Origin of the sequence: Arcobacter siniprincipis (SeqCode), from assembly GCF_048571125.1 — a bacterium.
Lineage (GTDB): Bacteria > Campylobacterota > Campylobacteria > Campylobacterales > Arcobacteraceae > Arcobacter > Arcobacter siniprincipis.
Window position 1 is genome coordinate 1,457,758 of record NZ_CP182343.1, and the last position, 16,576, is coordinate 1,474,333.

Sequence of the window (16,576 nt, forward strand, 5' to 3'; positions counted from 1 at the left end):
GCTCCTGCCTCTAAAAACTTGCTTGCCTTGCCTCTTTAAATTCTAAAGCTTTCTATATTTTTTTATTAACTAAACTAGAAATTTCTAACATCACTTTTTTAATAATTAAAACTTTTTTAAAAATCCAATGGACTTCTTATCTCATCTTTATTTAGTTCTTTTACCACACGTGTATATATTATAGTAGTTTCTATTGATTTATGTCCTAAAAGCTCCTGAATACTTCGTATATCAGTACCATTTTGAAGTAAATGAGTTGCATAAGAGTAATATGTACTATTATCATCTAAATATCGAAAATATACATACATAAAAATTATAGCAAATGATTTAAATTTATTTAAAAAATATAATAAATTACAATATTTTTTATAATTAAATGTTAAAAAAGACCTTATTTAAGGTATTTGTCGCTGTTTTAATATACGACATTTTTTATGTATTTTATTTGTTAATTTTCAAGCTAACTTGTATATAATGTATGTTCAATAATTAGTTATACGTATTAACAAATAAGAAATAAAGATGGAAATTTTAATTGGAATAATAATTTTTTGGGTACTTATATATTTTTTTGTTGTAAATACATCTAAAAACATAACAAAGAAGTAAAAATAAAGGATAGATAGCATCAAGATTACCCATGATAAAATAGCTTCGATACGTGAGACAGTGAGTCGAAATCTTAAAAAACTTGAACAGCAAGGGTATATAAGACTTGGAAAGTGAACAATTGCTTTAAATTAAAAAAATTATCGTAAAACAATAATAAATTATTGACAATCAGTAATATTTCTGATAAACTTTTAAAATAAAAAAGCTTAAAGGAGTGTTATTAATGGACAACATGTCAAAAATTAAAAAAGTGAGTAAGTTATGTTACATATTGCTCTTAGGGATTCTTATCTTAGTACCTTTATATTATATTTTCTATTGGTTATTTATCAATTCATTATCAGAGTCATTTGTCAATATAAATATAGAACCAGTACCTGAAACTCAACATATTTTGTCACCTAAGTTACAAATAATCGGATTTATCTCAAGTTTACTTCCTCTTAGTGCTTTAATGTATGGGCTTATTTATACAAGAAAACTTTTTGAATTTTTTAAAGATGGAGTTGTTTTTGCATTGGAACAAGTTATATTATTTAAAAAGATATCAAAAGCACTTGTTTTTTGGGTTATATTTTCTATAGTTTATGAAGGGATAAAAAGTGTAATTTTCTCTTTTAATAATCCAGTTGGGGAAAGAGTATTATCTTTAGGTTTATCTTCTAGCCAAGTGGGAATATTATTTATAAGTATTATAATTTTGGTAATTGCTTGGATCATGGATGAAGGAAGAATTATCAATGAAGAAAATAAGCTTACGGTGTAATAGGAGTTTATGATGGCAATGGTTATAAACTTAGATGTTATGTTAGCAAAAAGAAAGATGAAGTCTATAGAACTTGCTCAGTTGATTGGTATAACTGAGCAAAATCTATCTATCTTAAAAACAGGAAAAGCAAAAGCGATAAAACTAAGCACATTAGATGCTATTTGTAAACATCTTGATTGTCAGCCTGGAGATATATTAGAATATAAATAGAGTGTTTATTCTATCGTATATAAATCTCTATCTTAAACTTATTACAATCTGTTTGGGTAGTACCGTTTAAGTATTTCTCAAAAGAGGTTTATCTTTAAAATATAGCCATTTTGATATTTATCAAGCTCTCTTAAATAAAGGGGGACAGTCGTCACCTTAAAAAAAATTATACTCTCCCTAGATTCAATTTTTATGGTTGTTATCTTAAAATTTATACCTCTTGACAAGTCGTACGATATTAAGTACAATATTGAAAATTAACTATTAAGGACAGATATGACAAGAACTATGTCAGTGAGTCAAGTTAGAGCAGATATATATAATGTGATGGATGAAACGGCACAAACACATGAACCGATACTTATAACAGGGAAAAGAAATAATGTAGTTATGCTTTCTCAAGAAGATTGGAATGCTATAGAGGAGACATTGTATTTAAATAATATACCAAATATGGTATCTTCGATACAAGACTCAATGAATGAACCAGATAGTGAGTTTAGTGAAGATATTGAATGGTAGAATATAAAATACTCTATAGTAAATTAGCATTAAAAGATGCTAAAAAATTATCGAGTGCTAATTTGAGCCAAAAGGCTAAAGAATTAATTGAGATTATTAGAAAAAATCCATTTAAAAATCCTCCTCCTTATGAAAAATTAGTTGGTAATTTAAGTGGTACATATTCCAGAAGAATAAATATTCAACATAGATTGGTTTATGAAGTAAAAGAAACGGACAAAGTAGTAAGAATCCATAGAATGTGGTCACATTATGGAGAATAAATTACAATTAAATCACAAACATTTACTCTTCAAAAATTCTCAAATTTAACATTCTAAAAGTATATTAGTGATTCTTGTATTTATTGTGAACTTCTTTTAATCTTTTAATATTGTCATTATGATATGCAAAAATTGGTAGTTGTCTTCTTTTGAAAAATTTTCTTGTTTCATATTCTTCCTTATAATAAAAAGCAACAGATTTAATTCTAATGGGGCTTCCTGAAGCATTTGTAGATGAAAGTAAAAATTTATCAATATGGTTCCATGGAACAAAATAAGACTTTCCAAATAGAGGAAAAACTTTCATTCCTTTTTCTGATAACTGGAGAGCAGTTGTTTTAATAAATCGTCTATAGAATAATAGAATGAGAAAAACAGATATAGATATAGAGATGAAAAGTAAATAAATATTATAAGTTGACAAATAATTTTTAAAAGTTATTATTGAAATAAATAGATAAAATGGTATTCCAAAGATCCACATTATTCCATATTCATATTTAATTTTATATGGTACTTTTGTCCAAACATTATTATCATCATCAATTTTATTCATTACAAATTTGCCTTAAAAAATTAGGATAAACACCAAATAAAAATCTTTCTTAAGTTTGATTAAATTTCAATACATATATATTAGAATATTATACTTTTAGTAATTCCAAGTACTTTATTTAAAACCTTTTCATCTACTTTTTCTACAAATTTTATTTTTCTAGCATTATAATCTATTGATTTTATTTGTTCTGTCATTATAAAACCAGTTAAATTTGTAGCATTTAATTTTATGTGAAAAGGAAAGTTTCTATCAGTATTTGTTATGGGGCAGACTATTGTTAGACCAAGTTTTTTATTAAAAGAACTATTACTTACAACTAGAGCAGGTCGTCTTCCTTTCTGTTCATGTCCTGTTTGTGGGTCAAAATTTAACAGTACAAGGTCACCTTTTTGTGGAATATAGCTTTTTACCATTCTTCTTTGCCTATAATACCAGTTATTTCTTCTTGTGGTTTATAATCATCAGGTACTTTATTTAATAGTGATTCAAGATCGTATTCAGGAATATCACTTTTAATAGGTTCAAGTATTGCTTTACCATTTTCTATTTTTATATCTACATTATCCCCAATATTTAGATTTAATGTATCCATAATATCTTTTGGTACTCTAAGTCCTTGTGAGTTTCCCCATTTTGATATTTTAGCAGTCATATTAACTCCTTTTATGTATATACAAAGTATATCATTTTATATATTTCTTGTCAATATATTATATTATTCATCTTATATTCATATTCACTTCATGTTGAATTCATAATAATAGTTTAAAATCGGTTTAAATTATTATTTTAGGAGACGATGATGAGTAAAGGTAAGGTTATTTTAGGGATAGTTGTTGTAGCTGTTTTAATTCAATTTATTCCTTATGGAAGGGATTATACAAATCCACCAGTTGTAAAGGAGCCTCAATGGGATTCAATGCAAACAAAGGTCTTATTTGATAAAGCTTGTGCTAATTGTCACTCAAATAAGACAACTTATCCATGGTATAGTAAAGTTGTACCTATTTCTTGGTTAGTTGCATCTCATGTTGAAGAGGGTAGAGAACATTTAAATGTTTCTATGTGGGGTTTGCAAAAAAGAAATAAAGGCGATGAAGCTGCAGAAGAGGTAAAAGGAGGAGATATGCCACCTTTTTATTATCTTCCAACACATCCTGAAGCTAAACTTACTCAATCTGAAACTCAACAACTTATTTTGGGTTTAGAAAAAACGTTTGGTAGTAAAGAAAAACATCACAAAGATTAAGAATAATATATTAAGTGATTTTTTTAGCTAGTTTATTTATAATGTATTACTAACAAATAAGTAGAAAAACTATGACTAGATACATCTCAATAATTACCATGTTATTTATTATCTCTGCAAAAGCTGAGGATTTTAACTCATGTGGTTATATCCCAAAGAATACGAAGACATATGAGTTATTTGATAACTGTGCTTCCTACAAAGATAGTGAACTAAAGATTTCAAAAGAACACATAAAAAATCTGAATTTCGACAAGTTTGGTACGGCTAGTTTTTTTACTTCTGGGCAATATTTTTATGTAAAACCTGATGGAAAATTTCTTCCTGTCCTTTTTTACGATAATGGAGCGGATTACTTTCAAGAAGGTCTTACCCGCGCATTAAAAAATGGAAAAATAGAGTATTTCAATACAGACTTAGAACTTGTACTTTCCCCAGGTTATGATTGGGCTTGGCCTTTTGATGAAGGTAAGGCACTAGTTTGTAATGGTTGTGTATTGACTTCTCTTGAAGATGGTCACAAAGCTTTAAAAGGAGGTTTGTGGGGCTATATAAATAAGGAGGGAAAAGAAATCGTTCCTATTAAATATAAGGCTTCACCTCTTCCTAAAAAATAGCCTTCTGTCATGATTGATTAGAATTTGTTTATTATATAATAATTGAACTTTTCCTAATAATAAAGTATATTGACATTGTATATGCTGTATGATAAACTAAGATTAGGAAATACAAATGGAAATAATATGATAAAAGATAAGATTATAAAATATTATAAATTATTAAAAGTAAAAAAAGTAGATAAATATTTGATTCTAATAGGAATTATTGGTGTTATAATAGGTTTGTTTTTTAAAATACCAATTATAAATCAAATATTTGTATGGCCAGTTTTATTGGGTGTTTGTATAAGATTGTATGATTTTACTGAAAAAATAGAGAGAGAAATTATTCCTTATGATTTTAATAAGTTATTGCCACCACCTAAAAAAAATAGTACTAAAAAATAATGTCATATTTTGTTTATATTCTTGAGTGTTGTGATGGGAGTTTATATACTGGAATTACTACAGATGTAACAAAACGATTGGATGAGCACAACTATTCTGATAAGGGTGCAAAGTATACAAAAGCTAGGCGTCCTGTTAAGTTGCTTTATGAAGAATCATCAAGTGATAGGAGTAGTGCTTCTAAGCGTGAATATGCTATTAAAAAACTTACAAGAATCAAAAAACTTCAATTGATAAATGAGCCTTCTAAGAAAGAAGGTCATTAGCTTTTTTTTAGAAGTGTTCTTCGATATCTTTAACCCAAGCTTCGATTCGCTCTTTGCTTAGTTCGCTTTGATTGTCTTCATCTAATACTAAACCTACAAATTTACCATCAACTACTGCTGTTGATTCATCAAATTCATAACCATCTATTGAAGTAAATCCTACTACATTTCCTTCTTTTACATAACTGTATAAGTGACCTAGGGCGTTACAAAAGGTATCTTCGTATCCTTCTTGATCTCCTACACCTATTAGCGCTATTGTTTTATTGCTGAAGTTTATCTTTTCTAAGTTAGCTTCAAAGTCTTCCCAATCAGCTTGTAAATCCCCATCACCCCAAGTTGATGATGCTAAGATAAGTTTGTCGTATTGTTCAATTTCTTCTTTTGTTGCTTTTGCAATATCATGTAATGTAATTTCTTTTGAAAATGTGTTTTTTACTTCATTTACAATCTCTTCAGTAGCACCTGTGTCACTACCGTAAAATAATCCTATAGAATTCATATATATTCCTTTAATATTTAATAAAGAGGAAATATAACATATAAAATCTTAAATAGGATAAAAATACTCCTATTTAAATTAAAATTTTTTATCTTTTTAAGTTTAAAGAGAAAATCAATTTTAGAAAAGATAGAATTTATAATAAAACTCAAGGAAGAAGCATGGAAATATTTAATAAAGATGAAATAATTCAAAAAGTAATTGAAAAATTAAAAACAATACAAGACCTTGAACTTCCAATAAATATTTATGATTTGGGGCTAATTTATAAAACTAATGTAGAAGATAATAATGATAAAGTGCAAGTAAATATTGAAATGACTTTAATAAATTCGAGATGCAATAGTACAAAGTCTTTTACTGATGAGATTATAAGTATGGTTCAAAGTGTAGATGAAGTAGATATTTGTAGTGTAAAGTATGTATTTTCTCCTAAATGGGAAGTTACAATGATAAGCCCTGAGGGCTTAGAACAGTTAAGAAATGCTAATCCAAATATAAAAGATTAATATTTATTTTAGCTTTTGAAGATTTATTTTTTTTTGTTTATATTTTACAACTAAAACAATACTAACTACAACTACAATAAGTACAGGAATAGCTAAATACCAATGCTCTTTTGCAATAGTAATCAAAGATAAAATTCTATCACCAAAATACCAAACTGGTATTATAATTATACTACTCCAAAAAAGTGCAGAGATGAAATTTAGTATTGCAAAGGTCTTTGGTGAATAGTTCATCAATCCCACACAAAGTGGAATAATAGTCCTTAATCCATAAAGATATCTTTGTATAAATACTATAAACCAACCATACTTTCGAAGTAAAAATTTTACATAGGCTATTTTAGATTTTTGTTTTGAAAGTTTTCTAATGACATATTTCTTTTTAAATCTGCCAAGATAGAAATAAATTTGGTCACCTACAAAGGCCCCAACACCTGCAGTTATTATTGCCCATGCCAAGACCATATCACCTGTATGTACAAAAAGACCTGCCATTATAAGACCAGTTTCACCTTCTAGAATGCTCCAGAAAAAAAGAATAATATAACCATATTCTTTCATTAAATCAATTAAATTAAAATCCATAATTTTTATACTTTATTTTTGTTTGGACGAATAATACTCTAAAGTGCCTGATAAATTAAAATAAATTAGCCTTTCCTAAATCATATTAGTATAAAATAGAATATGATTAAAAAAATATTATTAATACTTATATTATTTGATTGTTCTTTTGCCCAATATGAAAAAATAAGAATTGGTAACATTGATAAATTTTATAAAGACAAAGTATCATATATGCAATTAGAAAACATGATAAAAGAGATAGAAAAAAACTTTGAAACTACCTTACAAATGAATATTTTTGATTATTCGAAAGATGGTAAACCAATTGATCTTATATATATAACACCTTCAAATATGGAAAAAAGAATACTAAAACTTGAAGAAAAAATAATTAAAAAAAATGAAAAAACAAAAATCACAAAAAGTTCATTTAAAAACTTAGAAGATGAATTAAAAGTTTTAAAAATAAAATATGATAGATTGAATGAATTTTTCATTAAACAAAGTAATGAGTTAAATAAATATATTAAAGCTAAAAATGAAAAGAAAAATTTATCACCAAAAGAGTATGAAGAGACAAAAAAATTTATAAAAGATAAAAAAATAACTTTAAATATTAAATTAAAAGAGTTAAATACTCTTTATAAAGATTTTAATCGTAAAGTGTTAAGTTACAATAATAAAATACAACTTTATAATAATGATATAAGAAATATATATAGCCTAAACAAAGAATTAGAATCTTTAAGAAGAGCCTTTAGAAAAGTAAAAGGCAAAACTTTTGGACAAAAAGAAATCACTCTAAAAACATATTATAAAGATGGAAAAAAAGTAAGAGAAAAAGATATAAAGCATAGTATGAAGAAAATAGAGATTTATGCTTTTGATAGCTTAGATGAATTAAAAGCAATCTTAGCACATGAAATAGCACATTTAGTTGGAATTCCTCATATAAATTTACAAAATGCACTTATGAATCCAATTTTGCAAAATAACCAAATAGAAAACTTATCCTTGACAAAAGATGATATTATAAATTTTAAAAATAATTTTTAAAACTAAATAACAGATATTCATGGTTTTTTATAGAACTTGTTTTATACAAAAAAATATTAATAAATACATGTAAATAAATTCTCAAAAAGTGATATACTTTCATTTAGAAGAGTATAGATTTTTATTTATATTACTTTTACTGTTTATAAGTTTTAGTTTTTTTTTACTTAAAAGTAAAAAATAGTATCTTTGTTAATTACTTTTATGCTACATAAAAAGTAGTATAAAATTAGGTTATATGTATTTGTAGGTGCTGATTCAAGTAATATTATTTACTGTTTCAGTAGTTTTAAGAGCATTAAAAGGCTAAAAGACCTTAATTAATGAGTTCAAAGGAAAAAAATTGAAAAAATTGCTATTATTGATACCTTTCATATTTTTTATATTACAAGGTTGTGAAGACAAAAAAGTTGAAAATGAAATAAGTAGTGTAAAAGAAACTGTCCAAGATAAAACTGAAGATGTTTCTGATAAAGCAGAGAATGTAGTAGACAAAACAGAAGATGTGATAGAAAATAATATTGATAAAACAGAAGATGCTATAGGTGAGATGAAAGAAGAAATTTCAGATAAAGCTGAAGATATGGTTAATAAAAGTGAAGATACCCTAAATGATGCAAGTGATAAAGCAGAAGATGTTATCGATAATGCTAAAGATAGTATTGATGAAAAAATTAATGAAGAAAAAGAAAGCAAATAATATTACGAATGTAAGAAAACAATATCTTCATTAGTAAAGCTCTAAATAAATCAATTCAATCACTTTTAAGAGTAAAAATAGTTTATATTTTTACTCTTTAAGTATAAACTTCAAGTATAATCTAAAAATGCAAAATTATTTTATTTAACTCTATTATCGATATATTCATTGCTTAAAGTAGTATATAATAATAATTTTAATACAAAAATAATTTATATTAAGGCTAAAACAAGTTTAATATGTTACCTTTAATTGTTGCAAATGAGTATTTTAGTTATTTTTTAACATAAAAAACAACTTATTCTGTAACAAAAAAAGAGGTATATTACCTTTATTAATCATTAAAAAAAGGAGAATAAATGAAAAAATTATTACTATTAATACCTTTCATGTTTTTTGTATTACAAGGTTGTACAGATGAGAAGGTTGATGATAAAATTAGTACAGTGAAAGAGTCTGTTCAAGACACAACTGAAGATGTTGCAGACAAAGCAGAGGATGTTGCTGATAAGGCGGAAGATGTAGTAGATAATAGTGAAGATTCACTAGAAAATGCAAGTGATAAAACTGAAGAAGTATTAGAAGATGCTAAAGAAAATACAAAAGATGCATTAGAAGATGCTAGTGACAAAACAGAAGATGCTGTTGAGAAAGTTAAAGAAAAAGTTGAAGAGGGATATGACAAAGTAAAAGAAACTGTTAAATAAAACCTTAACTTTAAAAAGTCATTAAAGATTGAAGAAGATACAATAAAATTTGCACTAATAAAATCTTAACACTAAAAAAGAAGGTAAAAATATTATATATTTTTACTCTTCTTCAAAGTTGTTTTGTGAAAAATCATAATTATTTACATGGCTATCAATATGTTCACCAAGAGCTAATTTATACTCATTTACAAAATATTCTATTATTTTATCTTTTTCATTTGCCATGTCTTGTGCATTTTCAAATGAAGTTGCTGCAATCCATGCATTAAATCTGGCTGCTGCGTACATAAATGATGCACTTACTTCACCTTGAGTTGTCTCTTCATTTAATTGTTCATTTGCAACTGCAATATGTTCATCTGCTCTTTTTAAAAATCCATTATTTTTTGTAGCCATATTTATTCCTTGATATTTTTCTCATTATATTTAAATTTTACTTCTAATTATATTTTTTTTAATTTATTATAACCTACACTTATTAGGTTTAATAGTGGCTTTTTATATGAAAAAAACACAAATTTTTTGATTAAATATGCTAATCGTCCTTTTACATTAAATACACCATAAATATTACCTACTGCATACTTACCTCCAAGAGCAATAAGTATTCCTTTAATTTTTGGCTTTGCTTTTATAAGTTCTTTGTTATTTATTATGTTAAGGATATTTTGCCCAGCAATTTTACCACTAGTTTCTGCAATAGTTACATTTGGAGGCATTATTTCATCTTTTTTATTTTTGATTTCTGCCACATCCCCAATGGCAAAAATATTTCCATATTTGCTAGTTTGCATATATTCATTTACAATAATTTGACCTTTTTTATTTTTTTGTACATCAATTTCATTTGTAAGATTAGATGCTTCTATAGCACCTGCAAAGATTAAAAAAGAGTATTTTTTATTTGTTCCATTTGTAAAATAGGCTATTTCATTTTCACATTTTTTTAATTTTGTATTTGAAATAATTTCGATGCCAAGAGATTTTAGTCTTTCTTGAGATGATTTTATAAGCTCAGAATTTAATCCTGGTAAAATTGTATCTGCACTACTACTAATAAGAGTTATTTTTAGATTATCACAAGTAAAATTACCCTTTTTAAAAAACATCTTAGTGTTATATGCCATTTCAGCTGCAATCTCAACACCTGATAAACCTGCACCCACAACTATTACTTCAATATCATTTGCTTCTTTTATTTCATATTGGATTTTCTTAAAAAGACGGTTTTCAAAACATTGTTTAAAATAAATTGCCCATTTGAGTTTTTTTATATCATGGGCTGTATTTATACCAGAAATAGATGAAGGGAAAGAGGTTCTAGTTCCAGTTGCTATAACTAAATAATCAAACTCAACGATCTCTTCTTCTGCTGTATTTATTACTTTTTTTTCAGAGTCAATTTGTGTAACTTTTAAGTTTTTATACTCTAAATAGCTGTGATTTAGTCCTACACATAAGGTGGCCAAATCAACAACGACTTCAGAAATATTTAGTTTATTTGCTATTAAGTCATATACTTCAGGTTGCAGATTATGAAAGGTATTATTATCTATTAATGTTATCTTAATATTCTTATTTTTTATAATCTCTCTTAATGCCGATAGACCAGCATACCCTCCACCAATTATTACAACTTTTTCCATGCAAAAACTCCTTTTTAACTCTAAATTCTTTGTTAAAATTTATTTATAAATCAAGTTATTTACAATCATTGTATAAAAACAGTATTTTTTTAAGCTTAAATATTTTATTAAAAATTTCTCTTTTGAAAGGTTTATGACTATACTATTTTAATCATGAAATGTAATTTTAAAATAAAGATAAATGAGAAGTAAAATCTTTTTTGTTATACTTTCAAAAATTGAATAAAATAGGAAATCCAAAAATGAAAATAGCGATTTTATCAGATATACACTCAAATGTTTATGCTTTGCAAGCAGTTATAAATGATGCTAAGAGCAAAAAAGTAGATATGATGATAAATGCTGGAGATTCATTTTATGGTCCAATAGAGCCAAGAGTTACTTATGAATTACTAAGAGAAAACAACTTTGTAAATATCTGTGGAAATCAAGATAGAGAGATTTTAGAAGCTTCTTTAGAACAATTAGAAAATAATCCTACTTTAAAATATGTATATGAAGATTTGGGCGAAGAGGTTTTATATTGGATACAGGACTTGCCTTTTGAAAAGTTTTTAGGGAAAGACTTGTATGTAACCCATGGTACTCAACATGATGATAGTGTTTATTTACTTGAAGATGTAAGTAGTGGAAATCCACAATTAAGGGATGATAAAAAAATAATTGAACTTCTCGATGATGTTGAATCTAGATTTGTAGTTTGTGGACATTCTCATATTCCAAGATGTGTAAATTTAAGTACAGGACAAGTGGTGATAAATTCTGGTTCAGTGGGCTTACAAGCTTATAAAGAAAATCAACCAAATGAACATATCATAGAAAATGCTTATTGCGATGCCACATATATAATACTTGATGTAAATTCAAGTGAATATAATATTGAGTTGGTAAAAGTTGCTTATGATTATGAAAAAGCAGCATTAAAGGCTGAATCTAATGGAAGAGCAGATTGGGCTTATACTCTTAGAACTGGAAAGATATCTTAAGTTTATGAAAAAGAGTGTGAATTTATATTTTGATAAAGAGTGCCCATTTTGTAATTATTATGCAAATTATAATTTAGTAAAAACTAATCATAATCTTAACCTTTATAATGCAAGGGAATATCCTCAAAAAATAAAACTTTTAAGAGAAAAGGGCTTTGATATTAATAATGGAATTATTATTGAAGTTGATGAAAAGATATTTCAAGGCTCAAATGCTGTAAAACAATTAAATAAACTATCTACTAAAGAAGTAAAAGTATTGAATACAAAGTTCTTTTCTATATTTTTATACCCGATTATAAAATCAATTAGAAAAGTAGTTCTTTTTATATTAAATAAAAATCCTCACATTAAATAAAACAAACAATTGACTTTAGATATAATATTTATTTAAATATATAAAAATAAGGAATCAGATAATGAGAATTGCAGTTTTTTGTGGATCAAGTGCTGGTAATAATATAGAATATATAAATGCTACAAAACGGCTAGGTAAATATTTTGCCCAAAATAATATAGAAGTAGTATATGGTGGTGGAAATGTTGGACTTATGGGTGCAATTGCAGATTCTGTTATGGAAAATGGTGGAAAAGTTTATGGAGTAATTCCTGAAAAACTAAAAGAAAAAGAGTTGGCTCACACAGGAATAACTGACTTAAAAGTAGTTTCAAATATGCATGAAAGAAAAGCTGCAATGGCAGAGATGGCTGATGCTTTTGTAGTACTTCCAGGAGGTGCAGGAACATTAGAAGAGACTTTTGAAGTTTGGACTTGGGCGTTACTTGGCTTTCATAATAAACCTTGTGCTTTTTTTAATATAAATGGATTTTATAACAAATTATTTGAGATGATAGATAATATGTGTGAAGCAGAGTTTTTAAGAAAAGAGTACTCTGATATGCTTATTAAAACAGACAATCAAGAAATACTACTAAAAGCTATAAAAGAGTACATACCACCAAAACAAAAATGGTAAATTAAATTTGGAAAAAAGATGATAGAATTTATAAAAGAAATACCAAAAGCAGAACTACACTTACATATTGAAGGCTCACTGGAGCCTGAACTTATGTTTGAACTTGCAAAAAGAAATAATATAAAGATACCTTACAACTCTGTAGAAGAAGTAAGAGCTGCCTATGATTTTACAAACTTACAATCCTTTTTGGATATTTATTATGCGGGAGCAAATGTACTTCTTCATAAAAAAGATTTTTATGATTTGACTTGGGCTTATATTTTAAAATGTGTACAAAACAATATAATCCATACAGAAATATTTTTTGACCCACAAACACACACTCAAAGAGGTGTATCTTTTGATACGATTATTTTAGGAATAAGCCAAGCTTTAGAAGATGCAAAAGAGAAGTTTGGAATTAGCTCAAATATTATTATGTGTTTTTTAAGACACTTAAGTCAAGAAGAGGCTTTAAAAACTTTTGAAGAGTCTTTACCTTTCAAAGATAAGATAATAGGTATTGGGCTTGATTCTTCGGAACTTGGACATCCTCCTTCAAAATTTAAAGAAGTATTCAAAAAAGCAAAAGATGCAGGATTTAAACTTGTGGCTCATGCAGGAGAAGAGGCTGATTATTCGTATATTTATGAGGCTTTGGATTTATTGGATATTCAAAGAATCGACCATGGAGTACAAGCAGTTCATTCAAAAGAGTTGATGGAAAGATTAAAAAAAGAGCAAACACCTTTGACCGTTTGTCCAAATTCAAATATAGAATTAAAAGTTTTCGAAAACTATAAACAACACAATGTAAAACAACTTTTAGATTATGGACTAAATGTCACAATAAACTCTGATGATCCAGCATATTTTAAAGGTTATTTAAATGATAACTTTATAAATTTATATGAACATATAGATTTGGCAAAAGAAGATATTGTAAAACTTGTTAGAAACTCTTTTATCTCTTCTTTTATATCAGATGAATTAAAAAACAAGTACTTAAAAAAGCTTGATACTTTTTTAAAAAATAAATAGGATAAATTATGAATAAAATCAAAGAGATATTAAAAAATCAAAAAATAGTAATAATAGATGGAGCAACAGGAACAGAGTTGGAGAGAAAAGGTTATGACATCAATGATTCACTTTGGTCAGCTAAATTTTTGATGGAAAACCCAAAAGCAATTTCTGAAGTTCATAAAGACTATTTAGAAGCTGGAAGTGATTGCATTACAACTTTAAGTTATCAAGCTACATTTGAAGGCTTTAAGAAGCGAGGGCTAAATGAAGTCCAAGCAAAAGAACTTTTGCAATCTTCTATTAAACTAGCCATAGAAGCAAGAGATGAGTTTTGGGCAAGTAATGAATCAAATAAGAGAATTAAACCTCTTGTAGCAGCTTCTGTTGGTCCTTATGGGGCATATTTAGCAGATGGTTCAGAGTTTAGAGGTAATTATGGACTAAGCCAAGAAGAACTTGTAAACTTTCATAGAAAAAGAATGCAAGCTTTGATTGAAGCAAAACCTGATTTATTGGCTTGTGAAACAGTTCCTTGTTTAATAGAAGCAAAAGCTTATGTAAAACTTTTAGAAGAGTTTCCTTCAATTCAAGCTTGGATAACTTTTAGTGCAAAAGATGGAAAACATATAAATAGCGGTGAAAGTATAAGAGAGTGTGCAAAGTTTTTAGATGATAAAGAACAAATTGTAGCTATTGGTATAAATTGTACAGCACCACAATATGTTGAATCATTAATCTCAGAGATTAAAGAAGTTTCAACAAAACCAATTATTGTTTATCCAAACGGAGGAGCTGCTTATGATGGAGCAACTAAAACTTGGAGTACACAAGCTAATACAAAAGATTATGGGAAGATGGCACATATGTGGTATGAAAAGGGAGCAAGTATTATTGGTGGTTGTTGTCAAACAACACCAAATGATATAGAACAAATCTCATCTTGGGTTAGAAGCTAAAGTTTAGCTTTTCTCTAACCCCTCTCTTACTAATTTTTTTATATAATACAAAATCTCAAAATAGGTTAAACAATGTCAAAAAGCTTAAATACAAATAGTGTAAAAAGTGTAAAATCAGAAAAAATAGCAGCAACTGCAAATCAAAATAAAAATCCAGTAAAAGTTGGATTCTCACAAGATAGATACGAAAATGAACAAGTTGTAAATGCTAGAAAAGCTGCAAACTTAGCACTAGCCAAAGAAAAAGCGAAGAAAAAAGCAAAAATGGCAAAGGCTTCTAAGAAGAAAAACAAAAAATAGTTTCTAAATAAAAGGGAAAAACATGAATATTGATACTTTTTTAATATATTCAGTGATTGCATTTTTATATGTATTAAGTCCCGGTCCAGCAGTGATGTTAGCTATTGTAAATGGTATAAGAACTGATATGAAAACTGTAGCTGTTTCATCTTTTGCTAATATCCTTGGCTTAGCTGTTTTATCTACTGCTTCAATTTTAGGTCTTGGGGTATTGATTTTAACTTCAGCTACACTTTTTTTAATTGTAAAAATCATAGGTGCCTTTTATCTAATGTATTTAGGTGTAAAGTTTTTACGAAACAAAGGTATTTTAAATATAGATGCTATGGAAAAGGATGTAAAGCAAAAAACTAAAAAAGCATACTTTTTTGAATCGTTTTTTGTAGCAGTTACAAACCCAAAACCAATCATATTTTTTACAGCAATATTTCCTCAGTTTTTAAATTTACACGAAGCTATTGCTCCTCAATTTTTTATTATGACTGGGGAGTTTTTATGTTTCTCATTTTTTGGACTTTGTACTTATGCTTTTTTATCTAAAAAATCAAAAGCACTACTTAGCAATGAAAAAAGAATGTATTGGTTCAATAAATTTACTGGTGGATTATTTATATTTTTAGGATTAGGTTTATTAAGAATTAAAAATCATGCCTAAAAGGCGAAGTTATTAAATAATAACTTCACCTTTTTCTTTTGCTCTATATTCATCTATTTTAAATGTATCATTTGCAATAACTCTTGGAGTGGCTTCTTTGTATTGATTTACTAATTTATTGATAGTTTTTAACTCATCATCATCAAATAAATCTTCATCATAATCTATACCAATTTCTACAAAGTGCAATTCTGTAAAATTTTCTCGCTCGATAATATCAATATCTATATTATCAAGTAACTCTTGAATAAAGAAAACTCTATCATCTTCATCTTCTAATACTTCTTCTGTTGCTATTATTTCAAAAAGTTCTGATAGTATCTTTGGTTCAGGACTTCTAGAACCTTTTATGTACTCATCACCAAATATTTTTTTGCCACAATATTTAAGATGGTTATAATCCATCAAAAAAAGAAGAATTGATAACTTTTTATCATTTAACAGTTTTACTTGTTTGTGTAACATATATAAAATTACATTTGCTACTTTTGTCATATCCATTTTCGAACAGTCCTTTTATTTAATTATCGAAGTATACAAAATA

At 26.9% G+C, this 16,576-nt stretch carries 29 protein-coding genes; 20 read left to right on the forward strand and 9 right to left on the reverse strand.

Going from position 1 to position 16,576, the window contains the following annotated elements; translation table 11 throughout:
* Positions 1-116: 116 nt before the first annotated feature.
* A complete protein-coding gene (locus ACNI3D_RS07450) occupies positions 117-311 on the reverse strand; it encodes a tyrosine-type recombinase/integrase (RefSeq protein WP_419768824.1) in 195 nt (64 codons plus the stop codon).
* Between the two features lie 340 nt (positions 312-651).
* Here ACNI3D_RS07450 and ACNI3D_RS07455 point away from each other — a divergent pair, with 340 nt between their 5' ends.
* The 5 genes from ACNI3D_RS07455 to ACNI3D_RS07475 all read left to right on the forward strand — a co-directional run bounded on the left by ACNI3D_RS07455 (position 652) and on the right by ACNI3D_RS07475 (position 2,379).
* On the forward strand, positions 652-729 hold the full coding sequence (locus ACNI3D_RS07455) for a hypothetical protein (RefSeq protein ID WP_419768983.1): 78 nt from the start codon (positions 652-654) through the stop codon (positions 727-729).
* A gap of 109 nt (positions 730-838) precedes the next feature.
* The gene (locus tag ACNI3D_RS07460) at positions 839-1,381 is read left to right on the forward strand and encodes a DUF2975 domain-containing protein (protein WP_013135235.1); all 543 of its coding nucleotides are present in this window, start codon (positions 839-841) and stop codon (positions 1,379-1,381) included.
* A 12-nt stretch (positions 1,382-1,393) separates the two neighbouring features.
* Positions 1,394-1,594 carry a helix-turn-helix domain-containing protein gene (locus tag ACNI3D_RS07465; RefSeq protein ID WP_013135236.1) on the forward strand — a complete coding sequence of 67 codons (201 nt, stop codon included), beginning with the start codon at positions 1,394-1,396 and terminating at the stop codon, positions 1,592-1,594.
* A 276-nt stretch (positions 1,595-1,870) separates the two neighbouring features.
* Positions 1,871-2,116: a type II toxin-antitoxin system Phd/YefM family antitoxin gene (locus tag ACNI3D_RS07470; protein WP_013135237.1), complete on the forward strand. Its 246-nt coding sequence runs from the start codon at positions 1,871-1,873 to the stop codon at positions 2,114-2,116.
* Positions 2,110-2,379: a Txe/YoeB family addiction module toxin gene (locus ACNI3D_RS07475; RefSeq protein WP_013135238.1), complete on the forward strand. Its 270-nt coding sequence runs from the start codon at positions 2,110-2,112 to the stop codon at positions 2,377-2,379. Before ACNI3D_RS07470 ends, ACNI3D_RS07475 begins: the two co-directional genes overlap by 7 nt.
* A 64-nt stretch (positions 2,380-2,443) precedes the next feature.
* Here the strand turns inward: ACNI3D_RS07475 and ACNI3D_RS07480 are convergent, their stop codons facing one another.
* The 3 genes from ACNI3D_RS07480 to ACNI3D_RS07490 form a co-directional block, all read right to left on the reverse strand.
* Positions 2,444-2,935 (reverse strand): hypothetical protein, encoded by a 492-nt coding sequence (locus tag ACNI3D_RS07480; RefSeq protein WP_013135239.1) that lies wholly within the window; start codon positions 2,933-2,935, stop codon positions 2,444-2,446.
* Positions 2,936-3,015: 80 nt separating this feature from the next.
* The gene (locus ACNI3D_RS07485; RefSeq protein ID WP_419768825.1) at positions 3,016-3,351 is read right to left on the reverse strand and encodes a type II toxin-antitoxin system PemK/MazF family toxin; all 336 of its coding nucleotides are present in this window, start codon (positions 3,349-3,351) and stop codon (positions 3,016-3,018) included.
* Positions 3,345-3,590, reverse strand: coding sequence for an AbrB/MazE/SpoVT family DNA-binding domain-containing protein (locus ACNI3D_RS07490; protein ID WP_419768826.1), 246 nt, complete (start codon positions 3,588-3,590; stop codon positions 3,345-3,347). The genes ACNI3D_RS07485 and ACNI3D_RS07490 overlap by 7 nt, the downstream gene beginning before the upstream one ends.
* A 150-nt stretch (positions 3,591-3,740) precedes the next feature.
* On the opposite strand from ACNI3D_RS07490, the gene ACNI3D_RS07495 reads away from it, so the two are divergent.
* The 4 genes from ACNI3D_RS07495 to ACNI3D_RS07510 all read left to right on the forward strand — a co-directional run bounded on the left by ACNI3D_RS07495 (position 3,741) and on the right by ACNI3D_RS07510 (position 5,460).
* A complete protein-coding gene (locus ACNI3D_RS07495; RefSeq protein WP_419768827.1) occupies positions 3,741-4,187 on the forward strand; it encodes a heme-binding domain-containing protein in 447 nt (148 codons plus the stop codon).
* A gap of 71 nt (positions 4,188-4,258) precedes the next feature.
* On the forward strand, positions 4,259-4,804 hold the full coding sequence (locus ACNI3D_RS07500) for a WG repeat-containing protein (protein ID WP_419768828.1): 546 nt from the start codon (positions 4,259-4,261) through the stop codon (positions 4,802-4,804).
* Positions 4,805-4,930: 126 nt separating this feature from the next.
* Positions 4,931-5,194 (forward strand): hypothetical protein, encoded by a 264-nt coding sequence (locus ACNI3D_RS07505; RefSeq protein ID WP_419768829.1) that lies wholly within the window; start codon positions 4,931-4,933, stop codon positions 5,192-5,194.
* On the forward strand, positions 5,194-5,460 hold the full coding sequence (locus ACNI3D_RS07510; protein ID WP_419768830.1) for a GIY-YIG nuclease family protein: 267 nt from the start codon (positions 5,194-5,196) through the stop codon (positions 5,458-5,460). The genes ACNI3D_RS07505 and ACNI3D_RS07510 overlap by 1 nt, the downstream gene beginning before the upstream one ends.
* 7 nt (positions 5,461-5,467) lie before the next feature.
* Here the strand turns inward: ACNI3D_RS07510 and ACNI3D_RS07515 are convergent, their stop codons facing one another.
* Positions 5,468-5,962, reverse strand: a complete 495-nt coding sequence (locus tag ACNI3D_RS07515; protein WP_419768831.1) for a flavodoxin — start codon at positions 5,960-5,962, stop codon at positions 5,468-5,470.
* A 161-nt stretch (positions 5,963-6,123) separates the two neighbouring features.
* Between ACNI3D_RS07515 and ACNI3D_RS07520 the strand changes: the two genes are divergently transcribed.
* Positions 6,124-6,471, forward strand: coding sequence for a metal-sulfur cluster assembly factor (locus ACNI3D_RS07520; protein WP_419768832.1), 348 nt, complete (start codon positions 6,124-6,126; stop codon positions 6,469-6,471).
* A 3-nt stretch (positions 6,472-6,474) separates the two neighbouring features.
* Here the strand turns inward: ACNI3D_RS07520 and ACNI3D_RS07525 are convergent, their stop codons facing one another.
* Positions 6,475-7,056 (reverse strand): DedA family protein, encoded by a 582-nt coding sequence (locus tag ACNI3D_RS07525; RefSeq protein WP_419768833.1) that lies wholly within the window; start codon positions 7,054-7,056, stop codon positions 6,475-6,477.
* Positions 7,057-7,158: 102 nt separating this feature from the next.
* Here ACNI3D_RS07525 and ACNI3D_RS07530 point away from each other — a divergent pair, with 102 nt between their 5' ends.
* The 3 genes from ACNI3D_RS07530 (at position 7,159) to ACNI3D_RS07540 (ending at position 9,501) form a co-directional block, all read left to right on the forward strand.
* A complete protein-coding gene (locus ACNI3D_RS07530; RefSeq protein WP_419768834.1) occupies positions 7,159-8,094 on the forward strand; it encodes a matrixin family metalloprotease in 936 nt (311 codons plus the stop codon).
* A gap of 343 nt (positions 8,095-8,437) precedes the next feature.
* Positions 8,438-8,794, forward strand: a complete 357-nt coding sequence (locus tag ACNI3D_RS07535; protein WP_419768835.1) for a hypothetical protein — start codon at positions 8,438-8,440, stop codon at positions 8,792-8,794.
* 359 nt (positions 8,795-9,153) lie between these two features.
* Entirely contained in the window at positions 9,154-9,501 is a 348-nt protein-coding gene (locus ACNI3D_RS07540; RefSeq protein WP_419768836.1) for a hypothetical protein, read from the forward strand.
* A gap of 102 nt (positions 9,502-9,603) precedes the next feature.
* Here ACNI3D_RS07540 and ACNI3D_RS07545 read toward each other — a convergent pair whose 3' ends face one another.
* Positions 9,604-9,900 carry a DUF3144 domain-containing protein gene (locus ACNI3D_RS07545; protein WP_419768837.1) on the reverse strand — a complete coding sequence of 99 codons (297 nt, stop codon included), beginning with the start codon at positions 9,898-9,900 and terminating at the stop codon, positions 9,604-9,606.
* A gap of 47 nt (positions 9,901-9,947) precedes the next feature.
* Positions 9,948-11,150 (reverse strand): NAD(P)/FAD-dependent oxidoreductase, encoded by a 1,203-nt coding sequence (locus ACNI3D_RS07550; RefSeq protein WP_419768838.1) that lies wholly within the window; start codon positions 11,148-11,150, stop codon positions 9,948-9,950.
* A 242-nt stretch (positions 11,151-11,392) separates the two neighbouring features.
* On the opposite strand from ACNI3D_RS07550, the gene ACNI3D_RS07555 reads away from it, so the two are divergent.
* From ACNI3D_RS07555 to ACNI3D_RS07585, 7 genes are all read left to right on the forward strand, one after another.
* Complete coding sequence (locus ACNI3D_RS07555; RefSeq protein WP_419768839.1) at positions 11,393-12,136, forward strand: metallophosphoesterase family protein; 744 nt, start codon at positions 11,393-11,395, stop codon at positions 12,134-12,136.
* 4 nt (positions 12,137-12,140) lie between these two features.
* Positions 12,141-12,494 (forward strand): thiol-disulfide oxidoreductase DCC family protein, encoded by a 354-nt coding sequence (locus ACNI3D_RS07560; protein WP_375723523.1) that lies wholly within the window; start codon positions 12,141-12,143, stop codon positions 12,492-12,494.
* A 61-nt stretch (positions 12,495-12,555) separates the two neighbouring features.
* A complete protein-coding gene (locus ACNI3D_RS07565; protein WP_419768840.1) occupies positions 12,556-13,113 on the forward strand; it encodes an LOG family protein in 558 nt (185 codons plus the stop codon).
* A gap of 18 nt (positions 13,114-13,131) precedes the next feature.
* Positions 13,132-14,136, forward strand: a complete 1,005-nt coding sequence (locus tag ACNI3D_RS07570) for an adenosine deaminase (RefSeq protein ID WP_419768841.1) — start codon at positions 13,132-13,134, stop codon at positions 14,134-14,136.
* An 8-nt stretch (positions 14,137-14,144) separates the two neighbouring features.
* Positions 14,145-15,077, forward strand: a complete 933-nt coding sequence (gene mmuM, locus ACNI3D_RS07575) for a homocysteine S-methyltransferase (RefSeq protein WP_419768842.1) — start codon at positions 14,145-14,147, stop codon at positions 15,075-15,077.
* A gap of 72 nt (positions 15,078-15,149) precedes the next feature.
* On the forward strand, positions 15,150-15,377 hold the full coding sequence (locus ACNI3D_RS07580) for a hypothetical protein (protein WP_375723527.1): 228 nt from the start codon (positions 15,150-15,152) through the stop codon (positions 15,375-15,377).
* A 22-nt stretch (positions 15,378-15,399) separates the two neighbouring features.
* A complete protein-coding gene (locus ACNI3D_RS07585; protein ID WP_419768843.1) occupies positions 15,400-16,032 on the forward strand; it encodes a LysE family translocator in 633 nt (210 codons plus the stop codon).
* A 12-nt stretch (positions 16,033-16,044) separates the two neighbouring features.
* Here the strand turns inward: ACNI3D_RS07585 and ACNI3D_RS07590 are convergent, their stop codons facing one another.
* Complete coding sequence (locus ACNI3D_RS07590; RefSeq protein WP_419768844.1) at positions 16,045-16,533, reverse strand: type II toxin-antitoxin system antitoxin SocA domain-containing protein; 489 nt, start codon at positions 16,531-16,533, stop codon at positions 16,045-16,047.
* Between the last annotated feature and the right edge of the window lie 43 nt (positions 16,534-16,576).